Origin of the sequence: Polaribacter sp. ALD11 (assembly GCF_002831685.1) — a bacterium.
Taxonomy (GTDB): Bacteria; Bacteroidota; Bacteroidia; order Flavobacteriales; family Flavobacteriaceae; genus Polaribacter.
In genome coordinates this window covers 1,913,842-1,932,934 of sequence record NZ_CP025119.1, presented here as the reverse complement: position 1 = coordinate 1,932,934, position 19,093 = coordinate 1,913,842, and the positions used below count along the sequence as shown (strand labels likewise).

At 31.6% G+C, this 19,093-nt stretch carries 18 protein-coding genes; 8 read left to right on the top strand and 10 right to left on the bottom strand.

The window, feature by feature from the left end; translation table 11 throughout:
• Window positions 1-2: 2 nt before the first annotated feature.
• Genes map through gpmI form a run of 4 tightly spaced genes read right to left on the bottom strand, consistent with a single transcriptional unit; the run spans window position 3 to window position 3,329 of the window.
• A complete protein-coding gene (map, locus tag CW731_RS08625; RefSeq protein ID WP_100946338.1) occupies window positions 3-806 on the bottom strand; it encodes a type I methionyl aminopeptidase in 804 nt (267 codons plus the stop codon).
• Between the two features lie 58 nt (window positions 807-864).
• Window positions 865-1,263 carry a BT0820 family HAD-type phosphatase gene (locus CW731_RS08620; RefSeq protein ID WP_100946337.1) on the bottom strand — a complete coding sequence of 133 codons (399 nt, stop codon included), beginning with the start codon at window positions 1,261-1,263 and terminating at the stop codon, window positions 865-867.
• The gene (locus tag CW731_RS08615) at window positions 1,264-1,794 is read right to left on the bottom strand and encodes a thioredoxin family protein (RefSeq protein ID WP_100946336.1); all 531 of its coding nucleotides are present in this window, start codon (window positions 1,792-1,794) and stop codon (window positions 1,264-1,266) included.
• 17 nt (window positions 1,795-1,811) lie between these two features.
• Window positions 1,812-3,329, bottom strand: coding sequence for a 2,3-bisphosphoglycerate-independent phosphoglycerate mutase (gene gpmI / locus CW731_RS08610; RefSeq protein ID WP_100946335.1), 1,518 nt, complete (start codon window positions 3,327-3,329; stop codon window positions 1,812-1,814).
• A gap of 499 nt (window positions 3,330-3,828) precedes the next feature.
• Between gpmI and CW731_RS08605 the strand changes: the two genes are divergently transcribed.
• Window positions 3,829-5,589: an aromatic amino acid hydroxylase gene (locus tag CW731_RS08605; protein ID WP_198519798.1), complete on the top strand. Its 1,761-nt coding sequence runs from the start codon at window positions 3,829-3,831 to the stop codon at window positions 5,587-5,589.
• Between the two features lie 37 nt (window positions 5,590-5,626).
• A complete protein-coding gene (locus tag CW731_RS08600; protein ID WP_100947661.1) occupies window positions 5,627-5,905 on the top strand; it encodes a rhodanese-like domain-containing protein in 279 nt (92 codons plus the stop codon).
• Here the strand turns inward: CW731_RS08600 and CW731_RS08595 are convergent.
• From CW731_RS08595 to alaS, 3 genes are all read right to left on the bottom strand, one after another.
• Complete coding sequence (locus CW731_RS08595; protein ID WP_100946334.1) at window positions 5,902-6,294, bottom strand: hypothetical protein; 393 nt, start codon at window positions 6,292-6,294, stop codon at window positions 5,902-5,904. The two genes, CW731_RS08600 and CW731_RS08595, sit on opposite strands and share 4 nt — an antisense overlap.
• 80 nt (window positions 6,295-6,374) lie before the next feature.
• On the bottom strand, window positions 6,375-7,325 hold the full coding sequence (locus CW731_RS08590; protein WP_100946333.1) for a GSCFA domain-containing protein: 951 nt from the start codon (window positions 7,323-7,325) through the stop codon (window positions 6,375-6,377).
• A gap of 1 nt (window position 7,326) precedes the next feature.
• Window positions 7,327-9,945: an alanine--tRNA ligase gene (gene alaS, locus CW731_RS08585; RefSeq protein ID WP_100947660.1), complete on the bottom strand. Its 2,619-nt coding sequence runs from the start codon at window positions 9,943-9,945 to the stop codon at window positions 7,327-7,329.
• A 159-nt stretch (window positions 9,946-10,104) separates the two neighbouring features.
• Here alaS and CW731_RS08580 point away from each other — a divergent pair, with 159 nt between their 5' ends.
• The 6 genes from CW731_RS08580 to CW731_RS08555 all read left to right on the top strand — a co-directional run bounded on the left by CW731_RS08580 (window position 10,105) and on the right by CW731_RS08555 (window position 14,396).
• Window positions 10,105-11,073, top strand: coding sequence for a M23 family metallopeptidase (locus tag CW731_RS08580; RefSeq protein ID WP_100946332.1), 969 nt, complete (start codon window positions 10,105-10,107; stop codon window positions 11,071-11,073).
• Between the two features lie 103 nt (window positions 11,074-11,176).
• The gene (locus tag CW731_RS08575) at window positions 11,177-11,506 is read left to right on the top strand and encodes a MerR family transcriptional regulator (protein ID WP_100946331.1); all 330 of its coding nucleotides are present in this window, start codon (window positions 11,177-11,179) and stop codon (window positions 11,504-11,506) included.
• A 124-nt stretch (window positions 11,507-11,630) separates the two neighbouring features.
• Window positions 11,631-12,230, top strand: coding sequence for a LemA family protein (locus CW731_RS08570; protein WP_100946330.1), 600 nt, complete (start codon window positions 11,631-11,633; stop codon window positions 12,228-12,230).
• A 3-nt stretch (window positions 12,231-12,233) separates the two neighbouring features.
• Window positions 12,234-12,668 carry a TPM domain-containing protein gene (locus tag CW731_RS08565; RefSeq protein WP_100946329.1) on the top strand — a complete coding sequence of 145 codons (435 nt, stop codon included), beginning with the start codon at window positions 12,234-12,236 and terminating at the stop codon, window positions 12,666-12,668.
• Window positions 12,669-12,685: 17 nt separating this feature from the next.
• Window positions 12,686-13,471 carry a YgcG family protein gene (locus CW731_RS08560; RefSeq protein ID WP_198519881.1) on the top strand — a complete coding sequence of 262 codons (786 nt, stop codon included), beginning with the start codon at window positions 12,686-12,688 and terminating at the stop codon, window positions 13,469-13,471.
• A gap of 79 nt (window positions 13,472-13,550) precedes the next feature.
• On the top strand, window positions 13,551-14,396 hold the full coding sequence (locus tag CW731_RS08555) for a hypothetical protein (protein WP_100946327.1): 846 nt from the start codon (window positions 13,551-13,553) through the stop codon (window positions 14,394-14,396).
• On the opposite strand, the gene CW731_RS08550 is transcribed toward CW731_RS08555, so the two are convergent.
• The 3 genes from CW731_RS08550 to CW731_RS08540 are packed head-to-tail and all read right to left on the bottom strand — an operon-like array spanning window position 14,389 to window position 19,091.
• The gene (locus CW731_RS08550; RefSeq protein ID WP_100946326.1) at window positions 14,389-14,778 is read right to left on the bottom strand and encodes a DUF423 domain-containing protein; all 390 of its coding nucleotides are present in this window, start codon (window positions 14,776-14,778) and stop codon (window positions 14,389-14,391) included. The genes CW731_RS08555 and CW731_RS08550 overlap by 8 nt on opposite strands.
• Window positions 14,779-14,782: 4 nt before the next feature.
• On the bottom strand, window positions 14,783-18,481 hold the full coding sequence (locus CW731_RS08545) for a metallophosphoesterase (protein WP_100946325.1): 3,699 nt from the start codon (window positions 18,479-18,481) through the stop codon (window positions 14,783-14,785).
• A gap of 13 nt (window positions 18,482-18,494) precedes the next feature.
• Complete coding sequence (locus CW731_RS08540) at window positions 18,495-19,091, bottom strand: NTP transferase domain-containing protein (RefSeq protein ID WP_100946324.1); 597 nt, start codon at window positions 19,089-19,091, stop codon at window positions 18,495-18,497.
• Window positions 19,092-19,093 lie beyond the last annotated feature (2 nt).

The following is a 19,093-nucleotide window of genomic DNA, read 5'->3' as shown; positions in this document are numbered from 1 at the left end:
AATTATTGTCTAAATTCATCTTCTTCATTCGTAACAATTCCTAAAGCCTCATGCACATATTTAAATGTAGAAAGCAATTCTGGTTTACCGTTTAATATAGCGATATCATGCTCAAAATGTGCAGAAGGTTTGTTATCTAACGTTGTAATTGTCCAACCGTCTGCATGTTGTTTTATTTTGTGAGTTCCTAGATTTGTCATTGGTTCTATAGCAACCACCATTCCCTCAACAAATTTCTTTCCTCTACCTCTTTTACCGTAATTTGGCATTTCAGGGTCTTCGTGCATTTCTCTACCCAAACCATGACCAACCAATTCTCTTACAACACCGTAACCACGATCTTCTGTAAATTTCTGAATTGCATAACCAACGTCTCCAACTCTATTACCTGCTTTAAATTCGCGAATACCAACGTATAAACTTTCTCTAGTTACGTCTAATAATTTTCTTGTTTCAATATCAATTTCACCAACAGCGAATGTGTAAGCATGATCGCCGTAAAAGCCGTTTTTCTTAGCACCACAATCTATAGAAATAATATCGCCTTCTTTTAAAGGTTCTTTATTCGGAATACCATGTACTACTTGAGCATTAGGGCTCATACATAACGTATTAGGGAAGTCGTACAAACCTAAGAAACCAGGAATTGCGCCTTCTGCTCTAATAAAATCTTCTGCTAATTTATCTAAATATAAAGTGGAAACTCCAGGTTTTACTTCTTTTGCAAGCATACCTAGTGTTTTAGAAACGATTAAAGCGCTTTCACGCATCAATTCTATTTCTTCTTTGGTCTTAATTTTGATCATGTTAAAAAAATTGAACCGCAAAGTTAGTATAATTTAAGGAAATAGTATGCTGAAATACTTATTTGAAGAAAGAGAAAAAGCCTTTCTTTTTTTTAGGCACAGCTTCGTAGTTAAAAATATGTTTGTAAACCTCTGTCCAGCCTATAAAACCACCAATGTTCCGATCGTCTATAAATAAATCTGCATTTATTTTCCTACTGTATTTTGGGTCAAATTTTTCTTCAGGGAAACTTTTGTTTACAGCATAAAATTCGACACCATTATCTTTACAAAAAGCAACAGCTTCATCTAGTCTAGAGCCACTTCTGTAGGTCCAAAGTATTAATCGATAACCTTCATTTTGAAGTTTCCTTAAAGTTTCGAAAGCAAAAATTTGTGTAGTACCAATTTTAGGATAACCATCTTCTACAATGGTACCATCAAAATCTACTGCTATAATTAAGTTGTTGGAATTCATTTATTTACTGCTGTCGTAAGAGTGTTTGTATGCTTTTCCAGAGACGATTTTTAACATATCTTTTTCTAGTGTTTCTCTAGCATACTCTACATAACGACCAATTTCTTTACCGCCTTTATAGAAAATAAATGTTGGTACTCTTTTAAGATCTAAACCTTCTTGTAAATTATCTGGAGTTTTCTTTGAACGATTTACAGTAACCATTTCTACATTTTTAAGGTTGAAATCTGCCAATTCTAAAACTTTATAAAAATGTGGAGTTTCTCTCTTACTGTCTCCGCACCAAGTACCCATAAATGCTTTAATTGTAACACCTTTAAGCTCTCTTTTTAGCGAAGAAATTGTTGTTGCATCTGGTTTGTAGGTGTCAAAATTTCTATGAAACCAAGAATTATATGGAGTTTGATCAAAAGATTCTTTATTCGCAAAACCAACTAGGTCTCCACTTTTATTTTTTGTAGCAGTTATTTCTTGCTGTGCGCTACAAGAAGCTATTGTAATTGTAAATATGAATAAAAAAAGGTGTCTCATTTTCTAATTTTTTGTTTTTATAATAGCGAATGTTGTGTCATTTCTTCTGGTTGCTCAACATTCATTAAATCTAGAATAGTTGGTGCAATATCGCCCAAGATACCACTTTTTATAGACTTTATTTTATTATCAATTAAAATGAACGGAACAGGGTTTGTGGTGTGGGCTGTATGAGGAGAACCATCTGGGTTCATCATTGTTTCGCAATTTCCATGATCTGCAATTAGTAAAGTAGAATATCCGTTTTTTAAACCCGTTTCAATTACCTTTTTAGCACAATTATCTACGGTTTCACATGCTTTAATAGCTGCTTCCATAATTCCTGTATGGCCAACCATATCTCCGTTTGCGAAATTTAAACAAACAAAATCGGCTTCTCCTTTTTCTAGATCTTCACACAAAGCGTCTGTTAATTCATAAGCACTCATTTCTGGTTGCAAATCATAAGTCGCCACTTTTGGTGAGTTTCTTAAAATTCTAGACTCTCCTTCAAACGGAGCCTCTTGTCCGCCAGAAAAGAAAAATGTAACATGTGGGTATTTTTCTGTTTCCGCAATTCTAATTTGCTTTTTACCCGCTTTAGAAAGCACTTCTCCTAAGGTGTTTTTAATATTATCGCTGTTGTAAATTACATTAATTCCTTTAAAACTTTCATCATACATGGTAATCGTTGTAAAGTATAAATCTAGTTTTTTCATTCCAAATTCTGGAAAATCATTTTGAGACAAGGCATTTGTTAATTCTCGTCCTCTATCTGTTCTATAATTGAAAAATAAAACAACATCTCCTTCTTTTATTTGTGCTTTAGGTGAACCATCTTCATTGGTTACAATCATCGATTTATGAAACTCATCTGTAATTCCTGCTTCATAATTTGCATTCATTTTTGCTAGTACATCCGTCGTTTTTGTACCAATACCATTTACAATACCATCATATGCTTCTTTTATGCGTTCCCATCTATTGTCTCGGTCCATTGCATAGTAACGCCCAGTAACAGAAGCCAATTCTCCTGTACTTTCTTTCATGTATTCTTGAATATCGTTGATGAAAAATGTTCCAGATTTAGGATCACAATCTCTACCATCTGTAAACGCGTGCAAGTACACGTTGTCTACTTCATTTTCTTTGGCAACATCTAAAATTCCTTTTATATGATTAATGTGAGCATGAATACCACCGTTAGAAACCAAACCTAATAAATGAACATCTTTGTTGTTTTCTTTGGCGTATTTTAAAGTATCTAACAATACTTTTTCTTTGCCTAAAGTTTTTCCTTTAACTGCTTTGTTAATTCTAGCTAAATTTTGATATACAATTCTACCAGCACCTAAATTCATGTGACCAACTTCCGAATTACCCATTTGACCTTCTGGCAAACCAACGTGTAAACCATCTGTTCTTAGTTCTGCATGAGGGTATTTGTCATACAAACCGTTTATAAAAGGTGTTTTTGCGTTGTAAATTGCAGATACTTTTGGGTCTTGCGTAATTCCCCAACCATCTAAAATCATTAAGATAACTTTCTTGTTCATTTTCTAAAATTGAACAGTAAAAATAAGAAAGTTTTTTGTCTTATTTTTAAATTTTCACGAAACCGATAGCGTAAAATTAAAAGATAAGCAGTTGTTACTTGTGGTTTTTTTAAATATTCTTATTTTAATAATTATCTATACTTATTATGTAGAATAGTAGTATTGTTAAGATGATAATAAGTCCAATGTTTTTTAAGAAACTACGATTGTTTTGTTTTTGAACTTTCTCAAGAACTTCTTTTAAATCGTTTTTTGTAGCTTTATTTGGGAAGAACAATTCACTTTTGTTACTTTTTTGGAAGAGAAATACGAGTTCTTTTATTCGCTTTTATACTTGCTATCATTGCCGCTACAGAACCACCAAAACTCATAATAATCCACTTTATAGTTAATTATTAGTAGCAGAAAACAACAAAATGTTACATCTGTTATTTAACAAATATAAAATGAATAATTATTGATTTAATACGTAATTTTGTAAGAATAATTCAATATTTAGATGAATATGCAGTTTCAATTGAATGATGTCACAAAAAAATTACCCAAACATTTACATAAGTTTGTTGTAAAACAGCCTTATGAAGAATATACAGCACAAAACCAAGCAGTTTGGCGTTATGTTATGAGAATTAATGTTGATTACCTAAGTAAGGTTGCACATAAATCTTACATAAAAGGACTCGCCAAAACGGGTATTTCAACAGAAGAAATTCCCTACATGGATGGGATGAATCGTATTTTGAAAGACATCGGTTGGGCAGCAGTTTCTGTAGATGGTTTTATTCCGCCAAATGCATTTATGGAGTTTCAAGCCTATAATGTTTTGGTAATTGCATCTGATATGAGAACTATAAATCATATAGAATATACGCCCGCGCCAGACATTATTCATGAAGCAGCGGGGCATGCGCCTATTATTGCAAACCCAGAATACGCAGAGTATTTAAGACGTTTTGGTGAGATTGGTTGTAAAGCTATTTCTTCTGCTAAAGATTATGAAATGTACGAAGCAATTCGTCTTTTATCAATCTTAAAAGAAGATCCAAACTCTTCAGACAAAGAAATAAATGCAGCACAAGAAGAAGTAGAATTTTTACAAGACAATATGGGCGAATTGTCTGAAATGGCACAAATAAGAAACTTGCACTGGTGGACTGTTGAATACGGTTTAATTGGTACTTTAGAAAACCCTAAAATTTACGGAGCAGGTTTGCTTTCTTCTATTGGTGAAAGTGCTTGGTGTATGAAAGATGAAGTTAAAAAAGCACCTTATTCTATTGAAACGGCAAATATAAATTTCGATATAACAAAACCACAACCACAATTATTTGTAACGCCAGATTTTGCACACTTAAGTTTGGTTCTAGAGCAATTCGCAAATAAAATGGCCATTAGAAAAGGTGGTTTAAAAGGAATACAGAAATTAATAAACTCTAAGAATTTAGGAACGATTGAATTGAGTACAGGAATACAAATTTCTGGAGTTTTTACCAACGTTATTGCAGATGAAAACAACAAACCAATTTATTTTCAAACTACTGGTTTAACAGCTTTGTCAAATAGAGATAAAGAATTAATTGGTCACGGTGTAGAGAATCATAAGGGTGGTTTTGGAAGTCCTGTTGGTAAGTTAAAAGGAATTAATATTCCTATCGAAAACATGAGCCCTAGAGATTTAGAAGCGTATCAAATTTATGAAGGAAAACGTATTTTTTTAGAATTTGAAGGCGGACTAAAAGTTGTTGGAGATGTAATTACAGGTACTAGAGATTTGCGCGGTAAAATATTAATAATTTCTTTTGAAAATTGTACGGTTACGCATAATGAAACAATCTTGTTTGAACCAGAATGGGGAACTTATGACATGGCAGTTGGTAAAGAAGTAATTTCTGCATATGGAGGCGCAGCAGATATCAATTCTTTTAAAGATGAAAGTGAAGTATCGAAAACAAAAACGCACAAAATAAAGTATTCAGAGAAAGAAAGGGCATTGTATTCTTTATATGAAGAAGTAAGGAGTATGCGTGAAGCAAACTCAGTTTCTGAAAAAAATCTAACAATTATTTTTAATCAGTTGAAAAAAGATTTTTCTAATGATTGGTTATTGAATTTAGAACTTTATGAAGTAGCTTTGCAGCATCATTTTTTGATACAAGAAGAAATACTTTCTTACTTGTTAGTTTTACAAAAAAATGAGACCTATAAGAAATTAATAGAAAACGGATTAAATTTATTAAACGTCGAGCAATCAGAAATATAGAATTATGGGGTTTTTTGACATTTTTAAAAGAAAAGATATGAGTACAGAAATAAAAGAATACATAGAAAAAGAGGCGGTAATTCTAGACGTTAGAACTTTAGCTGAATGGGATGAAGGACATATAGAAGGTTCTAAACATGTTGTTTTAAGTTTAATTCCATTAGAAATAGAACAAATTAAATCTTGGGGAAAACCTGTAATTGCAGTTTGTAAAAGTGGAGGTAGAAGCGGACAAGCAACTCAGTTTTTAGCTCAAAACGGCGTAGATGTTATCAATGGAGGGCCTTGGCAAAATGTTGCAAAAGAATTAAATTAACGGTAATTACCGAAACCTTTTCTTCTTCGTTTGTGCAGTCTAGTGTACACTTTGTAAGAATGTGTTGCTTTGCTAACAATAGCAAAAATACCACCTAACATTGCACCAACAAAAGCTCCCATAGTTAAGGCATCTAAATCTTGACCTGTTAATAGATATTTTATGTAGAAAATAATAATTCCTATAAGTATCGATATAAAAAACACTTGTAGTTTAGAATGTGACAATTTTGCGTAAATACCACATAGTATTCCTGTAATTACAGAGGTTGTTGTAATTTTTGTTAGTAACAACTCTAATAAGTTATGTGTTTTTGGCAGTACAATAGCTGTAACAAAGATGCCTACAAGTGTCCCAGAGATTATACCAATAAGAATTTTTTGAGCCATATTATTTAGTGAAATATTACTAAATTTAAAGGTACAAATAAAATTTTATGAGAAACTAATTTTCTTTTCTCACTTTTATTCTAAAAAGAAATAAAAGAATGTTTCTTTATTATTGCTTTCTTTTTAAGTGCTAAGGTTTCTAAAAATTGTTGATGTTGCGCAGAGTTTTCATTAAATGGTCTGTGAGAAATTCCTTTCTGAATTATTTCTATTTCTTGCATCGTAATTTGTGATGCTTCGGTAAACCAAGCTGCAACAAATTTTTCCCAAATGTAACTAATAGCTATTTTATTCGGGTGAATCATGTCTTCATTATAAAAACGATACTCTCTTAATTCATCCATTACAATTTCATAAGAAGGAAAATAATGTATGTTATCTTTTGGGTTTACAACGTTGTGGATTCCTGCAATTAGGTGTGCTTTGCTTCTTGTATTCTCTATAAAACCATCTTTTAAGTGACGAACAGGAGAAACTGTAAGTGTAACAGAAATATCTACGTTTAGCATTTTTAGAAGTGCAATACTGCGGTCTAAAATTTCTGAGACTTCATCAACAGATAATACTTCTTTCAAAAATTTTTTCTGCGGAACTTTATGACAGTTTGCTACAATTGCATCTGTTTCTATAAATCTATAGACCCAAGAAGTACCTAAAGTTATTATAATATGTGTTGCTTCTTCGAGTTGTTTTTTAGTTTGAATTAATGCTGCATTTAAATTAACTAAAAGTTCGTTTTTATCAACAGAACTTAAGTTAGAATGTGCATCAAAAGAATGCCAGCGTTCATTGTTAAAAATTAAATCTTTTTCGGTATACCTTTCTTCATTAATTGCTTTTATTATTAAGGTTTCTATTGCTTTGGGATGAAATAGAATTCCAAACGGATTCTGATTCGACTGAAACTTAAAATAAGAAAGCTGATTACCAATATTTTCTGAAAAACAAGAACCCAACAAAAGTATCTTAGAAGAATAATTGATTAGGTTCTTTGGTGTTTTTTTAATTGATATATTGGTTTGTAATTTCATTTTAAACTAAATAATCTACCGCTCTTTCTAAAGCTTTAGGAATTCCTCCAGGATTTTTTCCACCAGCAGTTGCAAAGAAATTTTGTCCACCACCACCACCGTGAATTAGTTTTCCAAGCTCTCTAACTACTTTACCAGCGTCATAACCACGGTCATTTGCCAATTCCTTAGAAATATAGCACGTTAACATTGCTTTGTCGTTAGAAGGTGCAGTCGCAAATAATAAGAATAAGTTTTTATAATCCTTTCCCAAACTGAAAGCTAAGTTTTTAATTCCGTTTGCGTCTAAATCTACTTTGGTTGCTAAAAACTGAACACCATTAATTTCTTGTAATTGATTTTTGATTTCGCCCGATAAATTCTGTGCTTTCTCTTTTAAAAGTTGTTCTATTTGTTTTTGTAAAGAGGTATTTTCATCTTGTAATTTCTGAACCGCTTTTACAGGTTCTTTAGCATTGTTTAATAAATCTTTAATTTCAAATAATGTTTTATTATTGTCATAATAAAAACCTTTCACTGCGTCATTTGTAATTGCTTCAATTCTTCTAATACCAGATGCTACTGCACCTTCAGATTTAATTTTGAAGTGCCAAATATCTCCAGTATTTTTCACGTGTGTTCCGCCACATAATTCTACAGATTCTCCAAATTTAATCGCACGAACGGTATCTCCATATTTTTCACCAAACAACGCCATTGCGCCATCGTCAATTGCTTGTTGCATTGGTATATTTCTTTTTTCTACTAAAGGAAGTTTTCCAGAAATACGCGCATTTACAAAGTCTTCTACGTCACGCAGTTCATCAACTGTTAATTTAGAAAAGTGAGAAAAATCGAAACGTAAATATTTAGAATGAACCGCAGAACCTTTTTGCTCTACATGCGTTCCTAAAACTTCTCTTAAAGCTTGATGCAATAAATGTGTTGCTGTATGGTTACATTCTGTTCTATAACGTTGTTTTTTATCTACAACAGCTTTAAAGCTCTCGTTTAAATGCTTCGGAAGGTTTTTTGTAAAGTGAATAATTACGTTGTTTTCTTTCTTAGTATCTAGAATATAAACAACATCTCCATGAGTATCTTCTAAATATCCTTTGTCACCAACTTGTCCACCACCTTCAGGATAAAACGGAGTTAAGTTGAAAACTAATTGATACATTTCTCCGTCTTTTTTAGACGTTACCTTTCTGTATCTAGTTAGTTTTACATTTGCGTCTAAGGCATCATAACCAATAAATTCTTCAATAAGATCATCAACTAAAACTGTCCAATCTTCGGTAGAACTTTCACTAGCAGCTCTCGATCTGTTTTTTTGTTTTTGAAGTTCTTCTTGAAATCCTTTTTCATCTAGAGTATAACCTTTTTCAGATAAAATTAACGCGGTTAAATCAACAGGAAAACCAAAAGTGTCATACAATTCGAATACTTTTTCACCAGAAATTTCTTTAGAATCAGCAGCCGAAATAATTCCGTCTAACAAAATTAAACCTTTGTCTAAAGTTCTTAAAAAGGAAGCTTCTTCCTCTCTAATAACATTTTCTATTAATTGTTTTTGTGCTTTCAATTCAGGGAAAGCATCGCCCATTTTTTTACTTAAAACATCTACCAATTGGTAAATGAATGGTTCTTTTTTATCTAGAAATGTAAAGCCATATCTTATTGCTCTTCGTAAAATTCTACGAATTACATAACCAGCACCTGTATTACTAGGTAACTGACCATCGGCAATAGAAAAAGCGACTGCCCTTACGTGATCTGAAATTACACGCGTTGCAATGTCTTGTTGCTTATTTGCGCCATATTTAGTGTTGGTTATGGTGCCAATTTCACTAATAATTGGTTTAAAAATATCGGTATCATAATTAGATTGTACGTTTTGTAAAACCATACACAAACGCTCAAAACCCATTCCTGTGTCTATGTGTTTGTTTGGTAACTCCTCTAAAGTCCCGTTTGCTTTTCTATTGAATTGCATAAAAACCAAGTTCCAGATTTCTACCACATGTGGATGATCTTCATTAATTAAAGTTCTACCATCTACTTTCGCTTTTTCTTCCGCAGAACGAATATCTACATGAATTTCAGAACATGGCCCACAAGGTCCTTGTTCGCCCATTTCCCAGAAATTATCCTTTTTATTTCCCTTTAAAATTCGGTCTTCAGCAATAAATTCTTTCCATAAATCATATGCTTCGGTATCCATTTTTAGGTTGTCTGCATCATCAGAACCTTCAAAAACGGTAACATATAATATGTCTTTGTCTATTTTGTAGACTTCGGTTAACAATTCCCAAGCCCAAGCAATTGCTTCTTTTTTAAAGTAATCTCCAAAAGACCAGTTACCTAACATTTCGAATAATGTATGATGATAGGTGTCATACCCAACTTCTTCTAAATCGTTATGTTTACCAGAAACACGCAAGCATTTTTGCGAATCTGAAATTCTGTTATTCTTTGGAGTTCCGTTTCCTAAAAAATATTCTTTAAAAGGTGCCATACCAGAATTTACAAACATTAAAGTTGGGTCATCTTTAGTAACCATTGGCGCAGAAGGCACAATTAAATGCGATTTTTCTTTAAAAAAGTTTAAAAACGTAGCACGAATATCTTGAGATTTCATAATAAAAGAAGTTTCCAACAAGTTGGATTATGTTAATATATCTTTAAAAAACTACTTTTAAAAAGTAGTTGTAAAACATTTTGTAAATTAGCGAGTTATTAAAAACGAGATTTATACAAAAATCGATTTTAAGAAAACAAAAATAGTACATTTAGAATTATGGCAAAAGTAAAATATTATTACGATGCAGATACACTTTCTTACAGAAAAATTGCTGTAAGAAAAAGTGATTATTATAAGAAAACTATTTTCGGTTTTTTGGCAGTTTTATTGATTGCATTTATAGGTTTTATCGTTTTTAGTCAGTTTATAATGTCGCCAAATGAAAGAGCATTAAATAGAGAAAACGAAAATTTACAATTAAATTTAAATTTATTATCTAAAAGAATAGAAGAAAGTTCTACTGTCTTAACACAATTACAAGAAAGAGATAATAATATTTATAGAATGTACTTTGAGGCAAACCCAATACCAAATGAGCAAAGAAAAGCTGGTTTTGGAGGTGTAAATAGGTATAAGAGTTTAGAAGGTTATGATAATTCTAAAATGATAAAACAGTTAACCAAAGATGTAGATATTTTGTCTAAACAATTGGTAATACAGTCTAAGTCTTTAGATGAAATTGTAATTTTAGCAAAAGAAAAGGAGAAGATGTTAGCGTCAATTCCTGCAATATTACCTGTAAAATTAGTCGATTTAACAAGAATGGCTTCTGGTTATAAATGGAGAATGCATCCTATTTTAAAAATTAGAAAGTTTCATAAAGGAATGGATTTTACTGCACCTATAGGAACGCCAATTTATGCTTCTGGAAACGGAGAAGTAATTCGTTCAGAAAGAAGTGCCACCTTTGGTAACGTAATTTATATAGATCATGGTTATGGTTATAAAACGATCTATGCACACATGAGTAAAATAAAAGCAAGAAGTGGGCAAAAAGTAAAACGAGGCGATTTAATAGGTTATGTAGGGAACACAGGTAGATCTGTTTCTGCACATTTACACTACGAAGTGCATAAGAATGACAGAGCTTTAAACCCTATTAATTTTTATTATGGAGATTTAACACCAGAAGAATTTGCCGCAATGCAGAAAGCTTCTGAAGAAGAAGGACAGTCTTATGACTAATTTTTGAGTATAGAAATAAGAATAAATAAAAGGTTATCTTTAAAAAGAACGAACCTACATTCAATAATATTTTTTCGATTACTGAACACAGAACACTAAAAAAATGCATGTAGATTTACCAGAGAAAAGGTATTATAAAATAGGTGAAGTTGCTAAGGCGTTTAATGTAAATACCTCTTTAGTCCGTTTTTGGGAGAAGGAATTTGACATTATCAAACCTAAAAAAAACGCAAAAGGAAACCGTCTTTTTACTGCGGATGACATTGTAAACTTCAAACTTATTTTTAATTTAGTAAAAGAAAGAGGTTTTACTTTAGAAGGTGCAAAACAAAAGCTAAAAAAGAATCCAGATTCTACAATTTATAACCACGAAATTATTAGTAGGTTAGAAGCTGTAAAAGCAGAATTGAATAAAATTAAGAATCAACTGTAACACATTTCACTTTTGTGTGTCTAATCTATAGATAAAGCAAGTAACTACTTCATATTCTAAAGAATATTAGGTAAATTTGTTGCAATCAAAAAATAAATCAACTAAAATTTAAAAAATAGAAATTATGAAAAAATGGTTAATTCCTGTAATAGTTATTCTTGTAGTTATATTCGGATTCTATAATTGGGGAAAAGGGTTTAATAATACTGCAGTAGAATTAAATGAAAGCGTTTCTGAATCTTGGGCAAACGTAGAAACATCTTACCAAAGAAGAAATGATCTGATTGGTAATTTAGTAAATACAGTACAAGGAGCAGCCGATTTTGAAAGAGGTACTCTGGTAGAAGTAATTGAAGCAAGAGCAAAAGCAACTTCTGTAAACATAGATCCTTCTAATATTACACCAGAACAATTAGCGCAGTTTAATAAAGTACAAGGAGGTTTAAGTGGCGCTTTAAAAAGTTTATTGGTAACAGTAGAGAGATATCCTGAATTAAAAGCGAATCAGAATTTCTTGAAATTACAAGACGAGTTAGCAAGTACAGAAAACCAAATTCTTACTGCTAGAACCCGTTTTAATGAACAAATAAAGCCTTACAACAATCACGTTAAAAAATTCCCGAATTCTATTTTAGCAGGTTGGTTTAATTTTGAAGGAAAACCTTATTTCCAATCAGAAGCAGGAGCCGAAAAACCAGTAAAAGTAGATTTCAGTAAAAAATAATATATGTCTAAAGTAGAAGAGTTTCTTACGGAAGCAGAAGAAAAAGAAATTATTTCTGCAATTAGAACAGCAGAGACAAATACTTCTGGCGAAATACGAGTTCATATTGAAGCTTCTTCAGAGAAGGAACATTATGAACGTGCGCTAGAAGTATTTCATTTGCTAAAAATGGATAATACCAAAGACTCAAACGGAGTCTTAATATATGTTGCTGTAAAAGACCATAAATTTGTTATTTGCGGCGATAAAGGTATTAATGATGTAGTGCCAAAAAACTTTTGGGATGCTACAAAAGATATCATTCAAAATCAGTTTAAAAAAGGGAATTTCAAACAAGGAATTGTAGATGGAATCTTAAAAGCTGGTTTAGAATTACAGAGTCATTTTCCTTGGCAAACGGATGATGAAAACGAACTATCTAATGAAATTTCTAAATAATTAATTTCTTGAAATCAATTAAAATTTTAATTCTTTTACTCGGTTTTCTATCTACTCAATTAGCTTTTGGGCAATTTACAATACCAGAAATACCGAAAGAGCAGACAAGTGTTTACGACTATGTAAACCTACTAACTGCTACTCAAAAAACAAATTTAGAGAATAAACTAGTTCGCTATTCAGATTCTACATCCACGCAAATTGTAGTAATTGTAATAGAAACTACAAAAAATGAAAGTATTGGTATTCTAACTCCAAGATGGGCGCAGAAATGGGGAATTGGACAAGCAAAAGAAGATAATGGTATTCTTATTCTTTTGGCAAAAAAAGATAGAAAAATTTGGATTGCTCCAGGTTACGGAATTGAGCCAATCTTAACAGCTGGTATTGTAGGAGAAATAACAAGAAACGTTATTATTCCAGAATTTAAAAAAGGAGATTTTTACGCTGGTTTAGACAAAGGTTCGGATACTATTTTTCAATTGCTTAATGGAGAATATAAAGGAACTCGTAAAAAAGAAGCCAAAGGTTTTGATCCTGGAATTATTTTCTTTGTGATTATAATTATAATTTTCATAATTATAATCTCTAGAGGAAATAAAAACAACAAAGGAGGTGGCAAAGGTTTTAGAAGTGGTTCACTTGCAGATACGCTATTTACTGCCATAATTTTAAGTAACGCTGGTAGAGGTGGAAGCGGTTTTGGAGGTTCTTCAGGAGGAGGAAGTTTTGGCGGAGGCGGCTTTGGTGGCGGTTTTGGCGGTGGAGGTTTTAGTGGAGGTGGAGCTGGCGGAAGTTGGTAAACTTAAACAGAGCTTCACTTATCTTGAAGTTTTTTCGTAAAAAACAGTCTTAAAATTGTAATTATAAATTTTAGTATTGATGAAGAAAATAGCAATATTATTTAGTGTTTTATTCTTTTTTAGTTGTCAGAATTTCGGACAGTTAAAGTTGATTACAGATTTACCTAAAGTTTTAGAGGAAGTTTCTGGTACAGAAATAGTGCCAAAATCAGATTTAATCTGGATGGTAAATGATGGGGGAAATAAATCAATTTTATATGGTTTAAATCACGAAGGAGAAATTATTAAAGAGATATACGTTAAAGCTAAAAATCATGATTGGGAAGATTTAACTTCAGACGAAAAAGGAAATATTTATATTGGTGATTTTGGAAACAATTACAGCAAAAGAAAAAATTTATCTATTATCATTGTAGAACAAAATGAGTTGGATGAAAAAAATGCTGAGGTAGCTGAAATTGAATTTGAATATCCGAATCAGAATAAATTTCCGCCTAAAAAGAAAGACAGGTATTTTGATGCTGAATCTTTTTTCTATTTTAATAGTTCACTTTATATTTTTAGTAAAAGTCGTGTAAAAGGAAATTACGGAAAAACCACACTGTATAAAATACCTGCAATAAAAGGAAACTACACTGCTGAAATTATAGGGGAATTTGAAAACTGTAAGGATGTTAAATGTTGGATAACTTCTGCAGACATTTCTCCAAACGGAAAAAAAGTGGCGTTACTTTCTCAAAAAAGTGTACTAATTTTCACTGATTTTAAAGGTGATAAATTCCTCTCTGGAAAAGTAACCGAAATAGAATTAGCACACCGTTCTCAAAAAGAAAGCATCACTTTTAAAGATAACAATACCTTATTAATTACTGATGAAAAATCTGGTGGCACTGGTGGTAATTTGTATGAGTTGAAAATTAAATAAAATATAAGAAACTATATTTATAAATAATCAACGCCCAACCTAATGCTAAAAATAAACCTCCTAAAGGTGTAATTGGGCCTAAAAATTTTAGCTTTCTGTTATTTGCTGATGAAATTACCAACCCATATATTGAAAAGGAAAATAGAATTACTCCAATTATAAAGGAGCTAATTATATAGCTGTCAATTGTTATTTCTCTGTTTAATTGAAAACCCAAAACGAGCAAAACAATTGCATGATACATTTGGTATTTCACTCCTGTTTCAAAACTTTGTAATTGCTCTTGTGTTAGTTTTTTCTTCAATAAATGTGCGCCAAAAGCACCTAAAAGAATTGCTAAAAAACCAAAAATGGCACCAAATATAATTGCTGAATAATTCATAATTTTAAAAATCGAAACCTAAGTTAAACGTAATTCTTGCTCCTTCGTTACCGTTAAAAACCCCCAAACTTGTGGTTAACATGTTTGCAGCATTTAAAAAGATTCCACCACCATAAGATGTATTTGGTAGTGATGATTGTCTTGGTAACACTGTTAATGTTGTTGGTGTTCCCCAGACTTTACCATAGTCAAAACCACTATAAATACCAATATTAATAGGCAAAATAGCAGTTCTTAAATTACTAATGTTATAACGAAGGTCTGTTGTATGATAAAAAGCATTCTTTCCTGTAAAACGTTCATTTCTATAAGCACGTAAACCTTCATTTCCTCCAATAGTTGCTCCTTGATAAAATTCAAAATTATTACCAAACGTAAAATGTCCATCAATTTTAGAGGCTAAAACTAATTTTCCGCTTGGAATTAATTTATGTGTTATTCCTAATGAAGAAGTTGCGTAAGAAAAACTACTAGCTTCCTCTAAATTATTCGTGTGGCCGATGAGAGCATTAAATTCTACTCCTAAAGTAGGAAAGGCAGGATTGTCTGAATGTTGATAATAATAGTTTGCCTCGGTGTTAAAAAAGTTCTGTGCATTAAATATTTTATTTCCTGCGGCATACTGTGTTTCTAAAAACCGACCAGCAGTTCTTTCTATATCAAAACTTTGAAAATTTGCAGCAATGGTAAATTTCGCACCTAAATCTCCTCTCCATTTTAAAAATGTACCTGCTTGTATTTTTCTTATTTTAACTCTATTATAATTTTTATGTACGGTTTCATCTGCTTCTAGGTTTATAGAATTATTTCCAAAGCCAAAGAAGTTTTTCGCATAATTAGGACTGTTAAATTGTGCATTTAAACCTAGGTTCCAGCGATCTATAATATTTGCGAATTCGCCATTATATTTTATTTCATACCCATTTGTAGCAAAGAAATAATAGCCTTCAATAACATGTTTTCTTGTGAAAGGGTTTCTCTCGAAACCATTTACTAAACGTGTGTTCTTAACTCCTACTTTAACACCATCATCTGGGTTGTACCCAAATGCAGGAGAAATTAAATTACTACTACTTCTTAATTTTTTGTAATTATAGGTGTTTGTTTTATAATCATCTGTAATTTTCTTATTGAAATTTTTAGTGATAAAAGTGTTCTTTTTAGACTTATAATCATACACTTTTATAAATTTCGGAGCATTTATTTCATAGATATCGTTATTTAAACCACCAATCAATTTTATTTTAATAGGTGTTTTTCCGGGTGATCCATTCACTACAAATTGGTCATCATCATCTAGACCATAAATCCAAATATTCTGGGTAATATCTTTCTTATAGCGTCTTTTATGTACAATTTCTGCTTTTTCACCACCTTTAATTCTGTACGCTGTAATTTCTGTATCTCCATTTACAAAACGATCAATTTCAAACCAATCATCTTTATGAGTTCCTGTAATTACTTGAAATTTGTTTAAGTAATTAAAGTATTTATCAGAAATCTTTTGAAGGTTTTTTCTACGTCCTTTTAATTTTCTTTTAATATCATCTATGGCATCACCTCGAACTTCTTCAGGGAGTTTAGAAAAAGCACTTTCTATAACCTCATTTGTAATTTGATTTTGAATAACTTGTACTTGCTTGTCCCAGTTTTCTTTGTTAGATTCTCTAATCAATCTCATATCTAAAGGATATGCAGACAAGCTAAAATGTTCAGGATGTTTAATGTCTTCGGTATAAGAACGCATCCCTTTTAAAGCAGGAATTATGCTAGTAATCGTATTCATTAAAAAACCATCACTAAATATAGAAAAAGCTTGATCTCGATCTCTTGGAACGGGTCTGTAAATAACTTTTTCACCCTCATTAAACGTAGCCCATCTCCATTGATCCTGGTGTCTATCCCAATCTCCAATTAACATATCAAACAATCGTGCTCTTATATATGAAGCTTCATCTAAAACGTATTTTTCGTCTTTAGCTAAGTTTTTTCTTAAATCATCTGTACTAATTATTTCATCAGAAAAGCCAAAATATTTTTTATCTCCATGACCATCTGCAGTTCTTGCTTCAATCATATACAATTCGTCTCCAAAACCAGCATTAAACTCTTTTAAACCTGCTTGTTTAGGAACATAAAATAGTATTGGTTTTGTGTGGTAAACGTCTATGGCTTCTGCTAATTTATCGATTGCAAAAGGTGCATAAGGATGCGAACCTGTAAAAACGTCTAACAATAAATCTTCGGTATATGTTTTATTGAATTGCCCTTCTACATATTGATCTTTAAAAGCAACTGCTTGTAGATATTGAACCGCATTTTTTCGCAACGCTCGCATTACATATTCTTTACCGTCTTTATCTTCTAAGCGTAAAGACTTAGATTGATGTCCGCCACCTTTTCTAACCGGTTTTAAACCACCATACAAAGTATCTAAATTTACAGTTGGAGCTACAATTTTCTGACCAAAGTATTTACGATACCTTTTCCCCCAAAGGAAACTATAAAATTTCCCTTTTTTGGTTTCATCTTTGGTGTAAATTCCAGCCTTTTTTTCTGTAAGGCTAGCATTCGGAAAATCATTAAAAGCGACAATGCTATCTTTTTTGTATATATTGGCTTCAAAAATTATTTTACGTTCTTTAGCTGTATAAAAATGTACGGTAGAAGCACCGTCTTCATAAACATCTAGTCTCGCAAAACCTTGTGTTCCGTAAGAGAAAATACCTCCGTTTACATTTTTAGTTGCTGTAACTTTAGAACCAGAACCACTTACAATTTGCGGAATATTGTCTTGCACAATATATTGTAGACTATGTTCGTGGCCAGAAACAAAAATCACTTTTTCATTCTGTTGTGCTAAACTTATAATACGTTTTCTTAAATGATTGTATTTTTCATTTTGTTGATCTGTGTTTGTAACGCCAGAAGTTTTTCTTAGAATATTTAAAGCAGAACCAAATAAAGGTAAGGGTTTCATATGGCTTTTAAATGAATAATAACCACCATGAGGACCGTTGGTAAACATCGGGTGGTGCAACGCAATTAATGTAGTTTTTCCTTGAGATTTTTTTAAAAGCCCTTCAAATTCTTCAAAGAATTTTTCTCTTGTTTTTATCTCACAGGCATCATTAATTCCAGGATGTTTGTCCCAGTCTGTAACATACCAATGCGTATCTACAACAATAATATTTATAGCATCATTTACCTCAACCTTTTCTAAAGGGCAACCCTTTTCAGGTAAAAAAGTATTTTTACCCAACGCTTTTTCCACTAATTTCTCTTGTCTTTTTAATCCTTTTAGGCCGCTATACCAATCATGATTTCCTGGTATAAAAAATGTTTTACCTGGAAATTTCTTGCCAATATCTGTCTGAACTTTTAACCTGTGTTTTGCTAGTTCGTAGGTTTTAGAGTTTTCCTCGGGAATTCCTTTTTGATATACATTGTCTCCCAAAAAAATTAAGGTAGAATTTTTTTTTGCAGCTTTAATTTCTTGTTCTAAATATGAAAGAGCAGAATCTTTTTTACTTAAATTGGAATTACCAGCATCACCAATTAAATAAAAAGAATGAATAATTTTTGAAGAATCTTTTCTGGGAATGTATGAATGGTTTTCTGAAACTTGCATTTTAATAGTTGCACAAGCAGAAATTAGAATTAAAATAACAAGAATAGAGAGTGTTTTTTTTATGAAATTCATATTGTAAAAATAACTATTTTAAAATAGATTTTTTAAAGTCTTCTAAGTCTTTTTCTGTATCAATATCTATAAAATTTGTTTGTTCATTTAGAGCAATCACATCTTTATTTTCGTTTAAAATAGCTTTTGCTCCAAAATCTCCTAACATTTTCTTTAGTGTTGAAAAGTAACTTTTAGGAAAAATTGCCGGAACGCCTAATTTTTCACCATAATTAGAGGCTATTATTTTTGATTTATCTTTAGAAAACAAATCGACCATCGCATTCAAATATTCTTTCGCTATTGCTGGTTGATCTCCTAAAAGAATAAGAACTGCATCAAATTTTTTATTTTTCAATTCAAATTCAGTAATTCCTGCAACAATGCTAGCACTTAGGCCTTCGTTAAAATTAGAATTGTAAATAAAGTGAATATCGGGACATGAAATTTCTTTCCGAATTAAGGTGGCATTTGCTCCTAAAACACAATAAACAGAATGATGATTAATAGATTTTGCTTTTGATAGTACGGTTTCTAGCAAAAAGTTAGTTCCAATTTTAACCAATTGTTTGGGTGTCTTCATTCTAGAAGATGTACCTGCAGCTAAAACTAAAATAGCAATATTTTTCATCT

Excerpts from the sequence above, each read along its gene's own strand:
- CW731_RS08540 (WP_100946324.1), bottom strand. The coding sequence starts at position 19,091 with ATGAAAAATATTGCTATTTTAGTTTTAGCTGCAGGTACATCTTCTAGA.
- CW731_RS08550 (WP_100946326.1), bottom strand. The coding sequence starts at position 14,778 with ATGAATTATTCAGCAATTATATTTGGTGCCATTTTTGGTTTTTTAGCA.
- gpmI (WP_100946335.1), bottom strand. The coding sequence starts at position 3,329 with ATGAACAAGAAAGTTATCTTAATGATTTTAGATGGTTGGGGAATTACG.
- CW731_RS08590 (WP_100946333.1), bottom strand. The coding sequence starts at position 7,325 with ATGAAATTACAAACCAATATATCAATTAAAAAAACACCAAAGAACCTA.
- CW731_RS08615 (WP_100946336.1), bottom strand. The coding sequence starts at position 1,794 with ATGAGACACCTTTTTTTATTCATATTTACAATTACAATAGCTTCTTGT.
- CW731_RS08555 (WP_100946327.1), top strand. The coding sequence starts at position 13,551 with ATGAAGAAAATAGCAATATTATTTAGTGTTTTATTCTTTTTTAGTTGT.
- map (WP_100946338.1), bottom strand. The coding sequence starts at position 806 with ATGATCAAAATTAAGACCAAAGAAGAAATAGAATTGATGCGTGAAAGC.
- CW731_RS08570 (WP_100946330.1), top strand. The coding sequence starts at position 11,631 with ATGAAAAAATGGTTAATTCCTGTAATAGTTATTCTTGTAGTTATATTC.
- CW731_RS08580 (WP_100946332.1), top strand. The coding sequence starts at position 10,105 with ATGGCAAAAGTAAAATATTATTACGATGCAGATACACTTTCTTACAGA.
- CW731_RS08545 (WP_100946325.1), bottom strand. The coding sequence starts at position 18,481 with ATGAATTTCATAAAAAAAACACTCTCTATTCTTGTTATTTTAATTCTA.
- CW731_RS08600 (WP_100947661.1), top strand. The coding sequence starts at position 5,627 with ATGAGTACAGAAATAAAAGAATACATAGAAAAAGAGGCGGTAATTCTA.
- CW731_RS08620 (WP_100946337.1), bottom strand. The coding sequence starts at position 1,263 with ATGAATTCCAACAACTTAATTATAGCAGTAGATTTTGATGGTACCATT.
- CW731_RS08605 (WP_198519798.1), top strand. The coding sequence starts at position 3,829 with ATGAATATGCAGTTTCAATTGAATGATGTCACAAAAAAATTACCCAAA.
- alaS (WP_100947660.1), bottom strand. The coding sequence starts at position 9,945 with ATGAAATCTCAAGATATTCGTGCTACGTTTTTAAACTTTTTTAAAGAA.
- CW731_RS08595 (WP_100946334.1), bottom strand. The coding sequence starts at position 6,294 with ATGGCTCAAAAAATTCTTATTGGTATAATCTCTGGGACACTTGTAGGC.
- CW731_RS08565 (WP_100946329.1), top strand. The coding sequence starts at position 12,234 with ATGTCTAAAGTAGAAGAGTTTCTTACGGAAGCAGAAGAAAAAGAAATT.
- CW731_RS08575 (WP_100946331.1), top strand. The coding sequence starts at position 11,177 with ATGCATGTAGATTTACCAGAGAAAAGGTATTATAAAATAGGTGAAGTT.